The 16810-nt window shown below is 45.8% G+C and carries 6 protein-coding genes; 2 read left to right on the top strand and 4 right to left on the bottom strand.

Annotated elements, in window-relative coordinates; all coding sequences use genetic code 11:
- Window positions 1-171: 171 nt before the first annotated feature.
- The 4 genes from cysK to H6F74_RS07405 form a co-directional block, all read right to left on the bottom strand.
- Window positions 172-1134, bottom strand: coding sequence for a cysteine synthase A (cysK, locus tag H6F74_RS07420; RefSeq protein WP_190438441.1), 963 nt, complete (start codon window positions 1132-1134; stop codon window positions 172-174).
- Between the two features lie 643 nt (window positions 1135-1777).
- Window positions 1778-5233 carry a GAF domain-containing protein gene (locus H6F74_RS07415; RefSeq protein WP_190438439.1) on the bottom strand — a complete coding sequence of 1152 codons (3456 nt, stop codon included), beginning with the start codon at window positions 5231-5233 and terminating at the stop codon, window positions 1778-1780.
- A 159-nt stretch (window positions 5234-5392) separates the two neighbouring features.
- On the bottom strand, window positions 5393-6169 hold the full coding sequence (locus tag H6F74_RS07410; RefSeq protein WP_190438425.1) for a DUF4058 family protein: 777 nt from the start codon (window positions 6167-6169) through the stop codon (window positions 5393-5395).
- Between the two features lie 43 nt (window positions 6170-6212).
- On the bottom strand, window positions 6213-8165 hold the full coding sequence (locus H6F74_RS07405; RefSeq protein WP_190438422.1) for an AAA-like domain-containing protein: 1953 nt from the start codon (window positions 8163-8165) through the stop codon (window positions 6213-6215).
- Between the two features lie 610 nt (window positions 8166-8775).
- Between H6F74_RS07405 and H6F74_RS07400 the strand changes: the two genes are divergently transcribed.
- Window positions 8776-9627 carry an Npun_R2479 family HD domain-containing metalloprotein gene (locus tag H6F74_RS07400; protein ID WP_190438419.1) on the top strand — a complete coding sequence of 284 codons (852 nt, stop codon included), beginning with the start codon at window positions 8776-8778 and terminating at the stop codon, window positions 9625-9627.
- 333 nt (window positions 9628-9960) lie between these two features.
- Window positions 9961-16671, top strand: a complete 6711-nt coding sequence (locus H6F74_RS07395) for a HAMP domain-containing protein (protein WP_190438416.1) — start codon at window positions 9961-9963, stop codon at window positions 16669-16671.
- Window positions 16672-16810: the final 139 nt, after the last annotated feature.

Here is a 16810-nt window from a genome sequence, read left to right as displayed (position 1 = left end):
AAATGGATTAGGATTTATATACTATTAAGCCTAGTTAATTTGGGAAAAATAATTTGTAGAGAATGGGTAATTGGAAATTACCCATTTCCCGCGATCCAACCTAATTCACAACTCAAATTGGATTGCTATATTTCAATTGGGCGCGATCGCTGTCAATTCATGATTCCCAGTTTAGCGAACAGAGGCAGTCTCCAAGTGTTCTAGTTCTTGGAATAATGGCGTACTTAGGTAACGTTCGCCATAACTCGGTTGCACCATTACAATCAAACGGCCTTCATTCTCTACACGTCTTCCAATCTGAATTGCCGCACTTAAAGCTGCTCCTGTAGAGATACCTGAGAGCAACCCCTCTTCCCTAGCCAGCCGCCGACTATAATACATCGCCTCCTCATCCGAGACCGTGACAATTTCATCAATCAGCTCTTTTCGCAGAACTTCTGGGATAAACCCAGCCCCAATTCCCTGAATCTTGTGACCTCCCGGCTTACCTCCAGAGAGAACGCGACTGGTGATTGGTTCCACAGCAACGGCCTGAAAACTCGGTTTTCGCTGTTTAATTACCTCAGCAACACCAGTAATTGTGCCACCAGTACCAACCCCAGATACCAGAATATCCACTTCACCATCAGTATCAGCCCAAATTTCCTCGGCTGTTGTTTCGGCGTGGATTTGGGGATTGGCTGGGTTGCGAAACTGTTGCGGCATATAAGAATTAGGTGTTGTCGCAGCAATTTCTTCGGCACGAGCGATCGCGCCCCTCATCCCTTCAGCTCCAGGTGTCAGCTCCAGTTTGGCACCATATGCTTTTAGCATTCTCTGCCGTTCCAGACTCATCGTATCTGGCATTGCCAAAATCAAAGGGTAGCCTTTAGCCGCCGCCACCATCGCTAAGGCAATTCCAGTATTTCCTGAAGTTGGTTCAATTAAAACCGTTTTACCAGGCTGAATTAGCCCAGCTTCCTCAGCTTTTTGAATCATGCTCACACCAATGCGGTCTTTAACAGAACCCGCTGGGTTCATACTCTCCAGCTTCACGACGATTCTCGCTAGACACCCTTGTTCTTGGGGTAGTCGATTCAGCTGAACCAGAGGCGTATTCCCAACCAATTCCGTGACATTATTAGCAATTCGCATTTTCCACTCCTTAAAGCTTCATGTCCGATATCTGCTCTGAGTGCGATCGCAAGCTCCGTAGTTTTCTGCACTACGTGCCAAAACTCGTGAGCCTATAAATAGCTTTTTTCCTGTACTACGGTTATCTGCTGTGCTTTATGTATTTTAACCTCAATATCCGGTTTCCCGATAGATTTTTAGGTCTTTACATATTTTTTAACTCTTTAACCCTTATTCTGCCGGAGCTATAGGCCAAAAGAAATAAACCCAAGTAATCCTACTCGTTAACCGTAGATTGTGAATATCCGAGAAGGTAATAGTGTCAATACGGTTGGGTTAAGTATGTTCATCCCTCGAAGATCCCCCCAACCGCCCCCTCTGTCTCGCCCGAAGATTTGGGGAATTCGCTACACCCCTTCTTTCGGGGGTTGCACAATTCAGCAAAAAGGAAGCTAGTTGGCTCAATTGTGACAGTCTGCTAGAGATAGAAGTTTAAGTTATTCGGGTTTTGTTTGAGCGGATTCAATCTCTAGAGCAAGAAATTGAGAATCTGAAAGCGCCAAGAAGTGTATACAGTAGCATACCCTTTAAAAACAGAGGGTGTGTCTTATCAAAAGCCTCTAATCGACTGATTTTCGACGTGTTGTATCACAAGGTTGCCTGGTTATCTCAATAGCGATCGCTCTTGTTTCTTAAATGCTGCAAAAAGTTCCGCATTCTGGAGAATAACGCCAGCTTGATTATTAAATATTTGCATATATTTTTGATCGCTCTCGTCAAAACTGGCTTGGAAATAATCGGGCGCTTCCCTTCCATCCGCCGGGTTATATTCGGGAAAATCGCCCAGTTTCCTTTTATTAACTAATTGAGTCACGCCAATCAAATCGCCATCGGGACTAAAAACTGGCATACATAATAAGCTACAAGTGCGATAACCCGTCTGATGATCGGTTTTTTTTGCTGTCTCCGAATCAGGGCGAGAATATAAATCGAAAGCAATATTCAAAGCCTCTCCTGATTCGGCAACTTTGCCAGCATAACCTTGTCCTACTTTCACCCGCAATTCCTTTACCGAACCATCGTCAAAAGGAATCTGCGTCCACAATTCACCAGCCTTTTGATCTAAAATCCACAAAGTGCTACGGTCGGCATTCATCAGTTTCTTGGCTGCTTCCATCACCCGCTTGAGAATTTCTTCCAGCTCCAAACTGCTTTGATTCACAGAACGAGCTGCTGCCATTAGTGCGGCTGCCACTCGTTGTCCCCTAGCTGTTTTATGATAAGAGCGGAAGCTTTCTAAAATCATTTGAATCATCGGGGCATTTTCCGCAAATCGTTCTTCATCTGCTTCCGTAAAACCCTGTTGATCGATTCTTTCTGCTAAGGATGCAGTCCGGTCGCCAAACCGCTTTAATTTGTTGAGTAACTGAATAACTGCGACTAAATTACCCTGCTCATTTAAGAGCGGCAACGCTAACATTGTATAAGTACGATAACCAGTTTTTTTGTCTTGCTCTTTTGCTGCATCAGAGCGAGGATCGTCATAGAAATCAAAGGGAATATTGATAACTTCTTTACGGGCTGCTACCTCGCCCACAATTCCTTTATTAGCAGGTATCCGAATTTCTAAAGAACCATCTCCATCTGCTTCGGCGATAATTGACCAAAATTCATTTTTATCTTCATCTAATAAAAAAATACTCGTGCGATCGGCACTCAATGATTTGCCCGTCTTTAGAGTAATCGAACGCAAGGTGCTATCCAAAATATCATCAAAACCCTGGTTATCCATGACACTATTTAGCATCGCCAGAGTTTGACTTACCACATTTTTTTGCTGAGATTCTGCCTCTTTTTTGACGCTGGCAAATTTCTGGGCGTTTTGCAGAGCAACCCCCGCTTGAGAGTTAAAAATCTGCATATATTTTTCACTATTTCCGTCAAAACTAGCCTTGAAGCATTCGGGGGCTTCAGGCCAATTATCTGGGTTATATTCTGGAAACACACCTAGTTTCTTTTTATTCACTAATTGTGTGACACCTAATAATTCCCCATCAGGACTAAAAACGGGCATACAGAGTAAACTACAAGTGCGATAACCCGTCTTTTGATCCGTTTTTTTGGCTGTCTCCGAATCAGGGTGATCGTACAAATCGAAGGGAAGATTTAAAGTTTCTCCCGATGCGGCAACTTTGCCAGCAAAACCTTGCCCTACTTTGACTCGCAATTCTTGAAAAGAACCGTCTTCAAAAAGAATTTTTGTCCATAGTTCATTTGCCTCTCGATCTATTAGCCAAAGTGTGCTGCGGTCGGCATTCATCAGTTTCTTTGCCGCATCCATAACTCGACCCAGGACTTCTTCAGAATCGAGGCTGCTTTGAGATAGCGATCGCGTTGCTTCTGTGAGTGCTTCTGAGGCTTGTAGTCTTTGGGCTAATTTGTAACAATATTGGCATCTTTCCAAAATTCGTCGAATTGCCGGAGCATAGTCAGCAAACTGTTTTTGATCGGCTTCTGTGAAGCCGTATTTATCAATTCTTTCTGCTAAGCGAGCTTGCGGATTATTCGGCTGCTTTAACTTATTCAGTAATTGGACTACTGCAACTAAATCTCCCTGCTCATTTAATAATGGTAAAATTAACTCGTTGTAGGTGCGATATCCCTTATTGTTGTCTGGCTCGTCCGCTTCCAAATCAGCGGGGTCGTCGCAAAAGCTAAAGGGAGTGCTGACAAATTTTTTGAAATAAGTTAACCGTCCTTTTGTTTCTTTATTTGACAAAATTTGAAGTTCGGGATAATTTCCGTCTTCATGTCTAGCGATAATTGACCAAAGTTCACTTTTTTCTTCATCTATAAAGAAAATTGTCGTGCGATCTACGCTCAATAGTTCGCCCATTTTAAAGGTAATAGAACCTAATATTTCTGAAAGAATATCATTAAATGTTTTGCCTTCCATCACGCTAAGCATAGATAGAAGTTTTTGTTCTTGGGTGGCAACAATCTGCATAAAGTCGGCGTGCATATCCGCTAATGCCTTGTTCACCCATCTCTCGTTAAATACAGAGGCATAAATGCGGTTACAAACCTTTAATTTCCCTTCCCGCTTGACAATTGCTCCTGAGAGTAGCAATTCGATTTGTTCTGGACTTTGGTCAAATGCTAATTCATCTCGTTGCAAAATTAACTGATAGATATCCAGTAGCGCACGGCTTCGCTGTCCAATTCGGAGAATGCGATCGCGTATCGTCTTGAGATGTGGTGGTTCATCCATCGCTTCCCAACTCTCGATGATACGCGATCGCACTAATTTCTCAACCCAGTCTGGGATTTGGTTAATGGGTAATAAGTTTTGCTCTGCTTGTTGAAGGACTAATTTGCAAAGTTTTTGGGTAAGAAACGGCTGTCCTCCCGTCCAATCTAAGACCGCTTTTAGCGTTTCTTGAGGATTGCTAATTTTCCCTGCTAACCCCCCTGTTAAAAGCTGCGCTTCGTCTAATTGAAAACCATATAGTTCAATTGCACGACCAATATTAAAAGGAGTACGATTTTTGTCTTGCATCAAATCAGAGGGACTCGCCACCCCCAGCAAGGCAAAAGTTAGACGTTCGTATTCATTGCAGGCGCGGATAAATGCAAAAAAGTCATCAGTCTTAAAATTTAAGCTGAGGACGTTATCAATTTCGTCGATAAAAATAACAATTTTCTGGCTGACTGATGTTAGCAGCACTTGTTCAATAAATTCACTCAAGCGCTGTACCGGAGGTAGAAAAGCGCGATCGCGCAACCAACTCTGTAAGTTAATCTTGTCTGAAAGCTGGAAACTCGTCACCAAACGCCGCATCACTCCTGCATACCACTGATCCGGCGTAATATCTTGGCTACCAATTTTCGTCAAGTCTATCGCTGCACAGGCAAATCCTTCCGCTTGCAGCTTGTGCATCGTTCGCACCCGCAAGCTAGTTTTCCCCATCTGCCGACAATTCAGCACATAACAAAACTCTCCGGCTTTGAGTCCTTCATAAAGGTCAAAATCTGCCTGTCGCACTACATAAGTAGGAGCATCAAGAGGTAAATGTCCACCCACCTTATAGTTATAGCCTAGGCTTGGATTTTGACTCATAAGTGGTTCTGATTGGGTAGAAAACACCATGCTTCTGATAAATGAGTTTTTTGTAAATAGTTAATAACTGATCAATACTTTTTGCTCGCAGTGCCATAGCGTTAGCGAAGCGAGGCGTTAGCCTAGCGCCGACCTGTCGGTTCGCTCACCATATCTTCATCACCGCAATCCTTTTTCTCGCAACAACGCATCAGCCCAAACAGCATTCTCTCCCTTTAAAGGTGGTATCGCAGGCTGAGTATAATCCACTGTTAAATCAAATCCCGCCCGGTCATATACGCCGCTTAACAAAGTTTGTAATTCCAGTTGCACTTCTGCATCACCAGACTGCAAGGGTAAGGGGAATGACGGAATTTCTTCTTGTACACTAAAGGCATACAAATGAGCTACAGGACGTCTATGCGCTTGACTCACTAAAATTCGATAATCCGCCTGAATATGACTCTCGATAGGCATAGGTTTTCCTCTTCTAAGTAGATCAATTTCTACTAAATGGGAGGCACTTGTTAAAACTTGTTGTCGCTTAGCTTCATACACTTTTCGCCCAACTCCTGCACCTTTATTTTTAGGGGAAAGGATTTCTATAACCGTGATTACGTCACCCGTTTTTACTTCTCTAATTTCTAGGTAGCCTTCCCTGGTTTCTTCGGGAATTGGTACTGTTACTGTTATTGGTTCGCGGGGGGAGGTAAGCGTTGCGGTTGATTGAGATTGGGTGGCATTTGGGTTAGAGAATACCGTCACATCAGGAATCATTACCAAGTCGCTATCTTTTACATCGCTTAAATAAATTCGCTTTTCAATTGCTACTCGATATTTAGGACGGAGAGAGGGTGCTATAGCATCAGCGATCGCAGTAATTAACCGATGATGTACCTCAGCCCACAATTCAGGATTTTCTAAGTATGGATCTACCCCTGGAAATGGAGAAGGCATTTTCTGACCTCTAGCAACAATTGTGTCAAGTTCTCTCTAGTATCTAAAATTTTCCCAAGCGATCGCTAAAATATTGCCGATATAAATCGAAGCGTGGCGTGACATAGTTACCCTGCAATTGTACTAGCCCCATACTGTGCAACTTAAATGCTGTCACTGACTCCAATTCTACGGGTACATCAGCTGTCACCACCTTAGCGAAAGCAGCAGCTAACTCTCTATGTTGTTGCAAATTCCACAAATGTCTTCGCAAATGGTCATCATAAAGTCCCGCCTCTGTGGGAGCAGTTTCTAACAATTGCTCCATCGTAATCGTCTGCTGCGCGATATGATAAAGAGCCAGCCGCACTAGATAGGGATGTCCGCCCACCAGCGTCATCAATTGTTTAATCTGGCTTGCATTCCCATTCAGTCCATGACGCTGAGTTAAATCTTGCACCTGTTCCGGGCTAAAATCTGGCAACTCAATTGGCAATCCTACGTTAAACGGCGATTGATTGACATTCAGAGGGATATAAACTTCCGTTGAGTGTACTACAACTAGGCGCAATTGTTGCCAGCGATCGCTATCGCCTCCACCATATCCAGCTTCCTCATACCAAGCACGTAGCAACCCAAAAAAGTCATCGGCAATTTTCGGATATTGAAAAACCCGATCTACCTCATCCAAACCTAACACCAGGGGACTCTCGGTTCCTGACAACAAACAATCTTCAAAATAAGCAGTACAATTATCCTTACTGCCATAAGTATCAGACCAATAATCATCAACTTGATGTGGTAGCCGCAGCTTTCGAGAAATTCTCGCGCAAAACCACTTTAATAGTTGATTCAAATTTGTAAAAACTGCTGTATCTGCGTGTTGAAAACTCAACGGAACTGTGCGATATCCCTGCTCTTTTGCCTGATACAAAATCCTCGCCATCAGGGAAGTTTTCCCCATCTGTCTCGGTGCTTTAATCCTAATCAGCGCCCCTGGTTGCAAAATTTCCTTGTAACACTGAGCTTCATAGGGAACTCTTTCCACATAAAAAGCCGAAGCCAAACGTACTTGACCGCTTGGTAACTCTGGTTCTGCTACTGGTAAAGGGGAGGGGATTGTCGATTGTGAAGCGATTTTTGGGGAGATTGATTCTTCCCAAAACATCGCGTGATTTTGGATTGTAGAGACGTTGTATGCAATGTCTCTATACTTTGCCCTCCCATCCCCCGAATCTCCCATTCCCCATTCCCCCTTACTTGCTAAAAGGTTCAGGACTTCTTGCACAATTGCAGTATCAGCCGGGGATTCCCACTCAAGTTGCCCAATTCCCTGCAAATAGCCGCGTAAATCGTGGTTTAAAGACGAATTTAAGGGACAATTAACGCGAATAGGTAGCACAACTGGCTTATGATGAATAAAACTCAACTCTTTAGCCCGTCGTAACTCTTCGAGTGCCATTTCACTAACCGCAGCTTGGGGAGAAAGTAGCAACAAAAAATAGTCGCAGTGTTGCAATTCAGTATCAATGCGATCTAGTGAATTTTCTGGGAAATCAGAGGACTTACCCAAATTATTTGCGTCTACAGTAGCCATAAATGCTGTGTGTCCAGCAGCATTTATAGCTTCATAAAACTGAGCCGCAAGGCTCCGATCAGGCTCAACAGCCGAATAGGAAATAAAAACTCTTAAATTAGGCGCTGCTTCTTGTGAGGGTGATTTTTGGTTAATGATTACTGACGCTTCTGTAGATTGTGACTGCTGCTTAACGGCGCGTTCTATTGCTCCTTTAAAGTTCTTTTTTGTAACTTTTTCATCTAAGGCATTTGACAGCTTTTTCCATAACTTATAGCCAACATCTTTTTCTATATACTGAGGGTGAAGAGGGTAAATATCTTCATAAGTTTTACCTTCCCAAGACCCTGTAAATACTTGCCGTTCGAGGTCATTTAGATATTTTCCGTTACTAGCACAAATTAAGCTATCTGTAAACTCTAATGCCTCTTTAACATCCATAGGTTGTGTAAATTTTTGTTTGAAAAAATCAAGTATTTTTTCAAAGTTTAACTAAGTAGTAGCCTATATTATACAAAATGCAACTGTTCCAGTCCGCCGATATTCCGTCTGGGAAGACAGGTAAAATGCTTGCCATGATTAGGATAGCAGGCAAGAGTATCGCTCCCCAGCCGGGAAGAAAAATCTCTTTTCTTCCTCTGTCCCTGTCTTTCTGTTTCCCCTGTACCCTATGTATCATACATTTCTGATAGAAGAGAATTTTTACGGAGTTTTTCTGAGCTTTACTGGGGTTTTCGGCAGCTAGAAGGGCATATTAGAGAGCGATCGCGTACTTTGCACACAAGAATAAGCGATCGCGCATAGTTACTTGTCGTCAGCTCAACTTAGAAAAAATACTCAAAATTTCTGAGCTTTCCTGGTTGCTATCTAATGAAACATAAGTGAAACTACTGATATAAGTTTCCAATTCACCCGGTTTTACTTTTAGAAATAATACATAATTAATATAATGTATTTATCCAAATAATTATGATTGTCAAATTAGAATTATCACAACTGACTTCATTAATTTTATTTATTACTTCGCAGAATTTTTGTCAGGGTAATAGAGATGTTTAATCCCACCACAGTGATGATTGATACCTTCGTTGAATGCCTGCGGGCTGGCTACCGCCGCACTTACGGCGGACTCAAACCAGACTACGCCGACATCATCGCTTGGGCTGGAAACATGGCGCTGGAAAACATTGCCAACAGCGATGCCCTTTATCACAACGTCGAACACACAATTTACGTCACATTAGTGGGACAGGAAGTTTTGCGGGGGAAGCAAATTCGCGAAGGTAGAGTGTACTGCGAAGATTGGTTGCACGCCATCATTTCTTTGTTGTGCCACGATATCGGGTACGTTAAAGGCGTTTGTCTGGCTGACCGAAACAGTGAAAGACTGTATGCCACAGGTGTAAACGGCACAATGGTTTCCCTACCTCCAGGTTTAACCGATGCCAGCCTCACACCTTACCATGTGGATCGGGGAAAACAGTTTATTGAAGAGCGCTTTGGCGGTCACAAACTAATTGATGCCGAAGTGATTAAGCGCAATATCGAATTAACCCGTTTTCCTGTGCCAGCAGACGAAGATCATCAAGACACAACAAACTTTCCCGGATTAATTCGCGCCGCCGATTTAATCGGGCAAATGAGCGATCCGCGCTACTTGCAAAAAATTAGTGCCTTGTTCTACGAATTTGAAGAAACAGGAGTGAACAAAGACTTAGGCTACTGCAACCCAGGCGACTTGCGGAGAAACTACCCAAAGTTTTATTGGAATGTTGTTTTTCCCTACATTCAAACAGGGTTGGATTTCTTGGACGTGACGCAAGAGGGAAAGCAGATTTTGGCGAACCTCTACGCGAACGTGTTTCGGGTCGAGTACGAATCCCCCGTAGCTCACAAGCGTTAAGCGATCGCTCATCGTACCATCTCTCGTTCCCAGGTCAGAGCAGGGAATGCTATACAAGTGAGGCGGTCGTCACTTATATAAAAAATCAGTTTGATGCACTACACTCTGACTCCTCCACGCCAATCGCCATACCAGGGTGAACCCCCGCAAGGCGCTGGCTTCCTAACCCACCAAGTGCAAAGGAAGGGGTTGGGGGTTAAGTTCTGTGGGGAAACACAAAAGAAAAGATGTCAACAGATGTCTCTATAAGGCAGAATCATCATTGAGATGACAGCACCTGCGACTTAATATTCGGCTACCGCAATTAGTAAACATCCTTTAAAGAATAAAGCTATGCCAACTGCACAGGCACCCACCGATACAGATAATCTCGACGAAAGACAACTACTCAAAACCCTAGCAGCTGTAAAAAAAGGTGACTTTTCTGTTCGGATGCCTATCGACCAGACTGGCATAGCCGGGAAAATAGCCGATACCCTCAACGACGTTATTGAGCTGAACCAGAGGATGGCAGCCGAATTAGAGCGAATTAGCACCATTGTGGGGAAAGAAGGCAAAATCTCCGAACGTGCCTCCTTGGGAAGCGCAGGCGGTTCCTGGGAGAAGAGTGTTGAATCGGTCAATACACTGATTACAGATTTAGTTCAACCTACAGCTGAAACTGCTCGTGTGATCCGGGCAGTTGCCAATGGCGACCTATCTCAGAGAATAGCGACGGAAATTGAAAACAGACCCCTCAAGGGTGAATTTCTGCAAACCGCGCAAGTCGTCAACACGATGGTGGATCAGCTTTCGTCCTTCGCCTCGGAAGTAACGCGGGTGGCGCGTGAGGTGGGGACAGAAGGTAAGCTGGGCGTTCAAGCAGAAGTTAAGGGCGTTGCCGGAACTTGGAAGGATTTAACCGACAACGTAAACTTAATGGCGGGTAACTTGACAGCGCAGGTGCGGAATATTGCCGAAGTTACCACAGCTGTTGCTAACGGCGACCTTTCCAAGAAAATCACCGTAGATGTGAAAGGGGAAATTTTAGAACTGAAAAACACCGTCAACGTCATGGTGGATCAGCTAAACTCCTTTGCTAGTGAAGTAACGCGGGTGGCGCGAGAAGTAGGAACGGAAGGTAAACTAGGCGGTCAGGCAGAAGTTAGAGGTGTAGCCGGAACCTGGAAGGATTTGACGGACTCGGTGAACTTAATGGCGGGTAACTTGACAGCGCAGGTGCGGAACATTGCCGAAGTTACCACGGCTGTTGCTAATGGCGACCTTTCCAAGAAAATTACCGTAGATGTCAAAGGCGAAATTTTGGATTTGAAAGACACCATCAACGTGATGGTGGATCAGTTGAATTCCTTTGCCTCGGAAGTGACGCGGGTGGCGCGAGAGGTAGGTGCAGACGGGAAACTGGGCGGTCAGGCAGAAGTTAGAGGTGTAGCCGGAACTTGGAAGGACTTGACCGACAGCGTGAACTTCATGGCGGGAAGTTTGACAGCGCAGGTGCGGAATATTGCCGAAGTTACTACAGCTGTTGCTAATGGCGACCTTTCCAAGAAAATCACCGTAGATGTCAAAGGCGAAATTTTGGAGTTGAAAAACACCGTCAATACGATGGTGGATCAACTCAATTCCTTTGCCTCGGAAGTCACCAGAGTGGCGCGAGAGGTGGGAACGGAAGGTAAGTTAGGCGTACAAGCCGAAGTTGGTGGAGTTGCTGGCACCTGGAAGGATCTTACCGACTCTGTAAACTTGATGGCGGGGAACTTGACAGCGCAGGTGCGAAATATTGCCGAAGTTACCACGGCTGTTGCTAATGGCGACCTTTCTAAGAAAATTACTGTAGATGTCAAAGGTGAAATTTTAGAGCTGAAAAACACCGTTAACATCATGGTGGATCAGCTTTCGTCTTTTGCCTCGGAAGTAACGCGGGTGGCGCGAGAGGTAGGCGCAGACGGGAAGCTGGGAGGTCAAGCTGAAGTCAAGGGTGTAGCAGGAACTTGGAAGGACTTGACCGACAGTGTGAACTTCATGGCGGGAAGTTTGACAGCGCAGGTGCGAAATATTGCCGAAGTTACCACAGCTGTTGCTAATGGCGACCTTTCCAAGAAAATTACCGTCGATGTGCGCGGGGAAATTCTGGAGTTAAAAAACACCGTCAATACGATGGTGGATCAACTCAATTCCTTCGCCTCGGAAGTCACCAGAGTGGCGCGAGAGGTGGGAACGGAAGGTAAGTTAGGCGTACAAGCAGAAGTGCGCGGTGTGGCGGGAACTTGGAAGGACTTGACCGACAGTGTTAACTCGATGGCGGGTAACTTGACAGCGCAGGTGCGGAATATTGCCGAAGTGACGACGGCGGTGGCGAATGGCGACTTGTCGAAGAAAATTACCGTAGATGTCAAAGGCGAAATTTTAGAGCTGAAAAACACCATTAATATCATGGTGGATCAACTTTCGTCCTTTGCCTCGGAAGTCACCAGAGTTGCCCGTGAGGTGGGTTCGGAAGGTAAGCTGGGCGTACAAGCAGAAGTGCGCGGTGTAGCGGGAACCTGGAAAGACTTGACCGACAGCGTGAACTCGATGGCGGGGAACCTGACGGAACAAGTGCGAAATATTGCGGAAGTGGCGACTGCGATCGCTAACGGCGACCTCTCTAAAAAAATTACTGTCCAAGTTAAAGGCGAAATTCTAGAACTGAAAAACACCATTAATATCATGGTGGATCAGCTTTCGTCTTTTGCCTCGGAAGTCACCAGAGTTGCCCGTGAGGTGGGTTCAGAAGGTAAACTGGGTGTCCAAGCTGATGTCCGGGGTGTAGCGGGAACCTGGAAAGATTTAACCGACAGCGTGAACTTCATGGCGGGAAGTTTGACAGCGCAAGTGCGGAACATCGCCGCCGTCACGACGGCGGTAGCTAACGGCGACTTGTCGAAGAAAATCACCGTAGATGTCAAAGGTGAAATTTTAGAACTGAAAAACACCGTCAACACGATGGTGGATCAACTCAACTCCTTCGCCTCGGAAGTAACGCGGGTGGCGCGAGAGGTGGGAACTGAAGGTAAGTTAGGCGTACAAGCCGAAGTGCGTGGTGTCGCCGGAACTTGGAAGGACTTGACCGACAGCGTGAACTTCATGGCGGGAAGTTTGACAGCGCAGGTGCGAAATATCGCCGAAGTTACCACAGCTGTTGCTAATGGCGACCTTTCCAAAAAAATTACCGTAGATGTCAAAGGCGAAATTTTAGAGTTGAAAAACACCATTAATACAATGGTGGATCAACTCAACTCTTTTGCTAGTGAAGTAACGCGGGTTGCCCGCGAAGTCGGTTCGGAAGGTAAATTAGGAGTACAAGCTTACGTCCGGGGTGTCGCCGGAACTTGGAAAGATTTAACCGACAACGTAAACTCAATGGCGGGTAACTTGACAGCGCAAGTGCGAAATATTGCCGAAGTTACCAAAGCTGTTGCTAACGGCGACCTTTCCAAGAAAATCACTGTTGATGTCAAAGGCGAGATTTTGGATCTCAAAGACACGATCAACGTGATGGTGGATCAGCTTTCGTCCTTCGCCTCAGAAGTCACCAGAGTGGCGCGTGAGGTGGGAACGGAAGGGAAATTAGGCGGTCAAGCAGAGGTGCGCGGCGTTGCTGGAACCTGGAAAGACTTGACCGACAACGTAAACTCAATGGCGGGTAACTTAACCGCGCAGGTGCGCGGTATTGCCAAAGTCGTGACGGCGGTAGCCAATGGCGACTTGAAGCGAAAACTGATGCTAGAGGCGAAGGGAGAAATTGAAACCTTAGCTGATACGATCAACGAGATGATCGACACCCTGGCAACCTTTGCTGAGCAAGTTACCACCGTGGCGCGTGAGGTGGGAATTGAAGGTAAACTGGGAGGTCAGGCGAAGGTTCCGGGGGCTGCTGGCACTTGGCGGGCGCTGACAGATAACGTGAACGAACTGGCGGCGAATCTGACAACCCAGATCCGGACAATTGCTGAAATTGCTACCGCCGTGACTAAGGGAGATTTGACCCGCACGATTAACGTCCAAGCGGAAGGCGAGGTGGCAGTCCTCAAAGATAACATCAACCAGATGATCGCTAACCTGCGGGAGACTACGCAGAAAAATACTGAGCAAGATTGGTTGAAGACCAACTTAGCCAAGTTTACCCGAATGTTACAAGGTCAGCGAGATTTGGAGACTGTCTCCAAACTGATTTTGTCGGAACTCGCACCTTTGGTTTCCGCGCAACACGGCGTATTTTACTTGATGGAAGGATCTATCGACCATCAGATTTATCTAAAACTTCTGAGTACCTACGCCTACCGGGAACGCAAGCATCTAGCAAATCGTTTCCATCTGGGTGAAGGTTTGGTGGGACAATGCGCCATAGAAAAAGAACGGATTCTGCTCACCGAAGTACCAGACAATTACATCAAGATTAGCTCTGGCTTAGGGGAATCTACCCCAATTAATGTCGTTGTTTTACCAGTTTTGTTTGAAGGACAAGTTACAGCAGTTATTGAACTTGCCTCTTTCCGAAGATTTAGCGAAATTCACCTGACTTTCTTCGATCAACTCACTGAAAGTATTGCCATTGTGTTGAACACGATCGCTGCTTCGATGAGAACAGAAGAATTGCTCAAACAATCGCAATCTCTGGCAGAAGAACTGCAAACTCAGCAAAAAGAACTAACTGATACTAATAAGCGACTGGAACAACAAGCGAAATCGCTGCAAGCATCGGAAGAACTGCTGAAAAGACAGCAGGAACAGTTGCAACAAACTAATGAGGAGTTGGAAGAGCGATCGCGCTTGTTGGCACGCCAAAACCGAGAAGTTGAACGCAAAAATCAGGAGATTGAACAAGCAAGGCAGTCTGTGGAGGAGAAAGCTGAACAACTGGCGCTTACTTCCAAATATAAATCAGAGTTTCTGGCAAATATGTCCCACGAACTGCGGACACCACTCAATAGTTTGTTGATATTAGCCAGACTGCTTTCTGATAACAGTGACGGCAACTTGACAGGCAAGCAAGTTGAATACAGCCGTACAATTCATTCAGCAGGTACTGATTTATTAGGTCTGATTAATGACATTCTGGATCTGGCAAAAATTGAATCTGGAACTATGTCAGTTGATGTTGACCAGATGTTATTTGCCGAATTACGAAGCCAGATGGAACGCACATTCGGGCAAGTAGCCCACGACAAAGGACTCGATTTTGTCTTAGACTTTGAGTCAGCTCTGCCAAGGGCGATGTATACCGACGCGAAACGTTTACAACAAGTCCTGAAAAATCTGCTTTCCAATGCCTTTAAATTTACCGACAGAGGGGAAGTACGATTGCAAGTGCAGGTGGCGACAGGTGGATGGAATAAAGACCAAGTAGAATTAAACCGCGCTCAAGCTGTGATCGCTTTTGCAGTCAGGGATACGGGCATTGGCATTGAGCCGGGTAAGCAGAAAATAATTTTTGAGGCGTTTCAGCAAGCTGATGGCACCACCAGCCGCAAATACGGCGGTACGGGACTAGGCTTATCTATCAGCCGAGAAATTGCCCGACTGCTGGGCGGAGAAATTCGCCTGGTAAGCAGTCCCGGTCAGGGAAGCACGTTTACTCTATATTTACCCCAAACTTACCACGGCAACGCAGAAGACGGCAGCAGTACGAGTAGGCAAGCGCCAGCTATTATGCTTAACGCAGCGCCAAGTCGGATTTCATTGCCTGCCATACCAGCAAGCCCGGTTCCCCCAGCCTCGTCTCAACAGGACGGTTCTATTGTCTCTAACCCGATGCCTATTGACGAAGGCAGGGCTTATGTGCAGTCGCCGTCAGCGATCGCTGATGACCGAGAGAATATTGAACAAGGCGATCGCATCCTGCTAATCATCGAAGATGATGTCAACTTTGCGCGGATCATGTTAGATATGGCACGAGAGCAAGGTTTCAAAGGTCTGGTAGCCTTGCGAAGCGATACAGGTCTGGCAATGGTGCGACACTATCAGCCAGACGCGATTATGCTGGATATCCGGTTGCCAATCATGGATGGCTGGACGGTGCTAGACCGTTTGAAGCACGATCCGGCAACTCGGCACATCCCGGTACATATCCTCTCCGTTGAGGAAGGACAACAGCGCAGTTTGCAACAGGGAGCGATCGCTTATCTGAAAAAACCTGTGTCCAGCGAAGCCATAACTAAGGCGCTGACTGAAATTAAAGGTTTTGTTGAGCGTCCAGTCAAGAACTTGCTCGTCGTAGAAGACGACGAAAATCAACGCCACAGCATTGTAGAGTTAATCGGCAACAGTGATGTTGTTACAACTGCTGTGGGTACGGGTGAGGAAGCGCTGGAAACCTTGAGAAACGGACACTTTGACTGTCTCGTTTTAGATTTGGGATTGCCCGACATGACTGGCTTTGAACTGATTGAACGGATTAAGCAAGAGCCAAACATGAATCGGCTGCCAATCATTGTTTATACAGGCAGAGAGCTTACCAGGGCGCAAGAAACCGAACTCAAGCGCATCGCAGATACAATTATCATCAAAGACGTGCGATCGCCTGAACGTCTCCTTAATGAAACAGCTTTGTTCCTGCACCGAGTCCAGGCTAACTTGCCTCAAACCAAGCGCCAAATGCTCGAACAGTTGCATCAGAACGATCCCGTACTTGCTGGCAAAAAAGTCCTGATTGTAGACGACGATGTGCGTAACATCTTCGCCTTGACAAGTATGCTAGAGCAGCAGCAAATGCAGGTTTTGTATGCTGAAAACGGTAGAGATGGTATCGCTAAGTTGCAAGAAACCCCCGACATTGATATCGTTCTCATGGACGTGATGATGCCGGAAATGGACGGTTACGAGACGATGAAAGCCATTCGCGAGATCGCCCAATTCGCATCGCTACCGATGATCGCCCTCACCGCCAAAGCTATGAAAGGCGATCGCGAGAAGTGTATCGAAGCAGGCGCCTCCGACTACATCACCAAACCTGTCGATACGGAGCAATTACTTTCGCTGCTGCGAGTTTGGCTCTATCGCTAAGAGGATGTTTGAAAAGTGCTTTTTCAAACGCTATGGGTTAGAGATACCCCTAAATCCCCCGATAAATTGGGGACTTTGAAGATTTCCACCCCTTAAAAAGGGGACTAGGGGGGATCTCCAAGATTTCAGCGTCACATAG

Origin of the sequence: Trichocoleus sp. FACHB-90 (genome assembly GCF_014695505.1) — a bacterium.
Taxonomy (GTDB): domain Bacteria; phylum Cyanobacteriota; class Cyanobacteriia; order Cyanobacteriales; family FACHB-T130; genus Funiculus; species Funiculus sociatus.
This window is presented reverse-complemented; position numbering and strand designations above follow the sequence as displayed.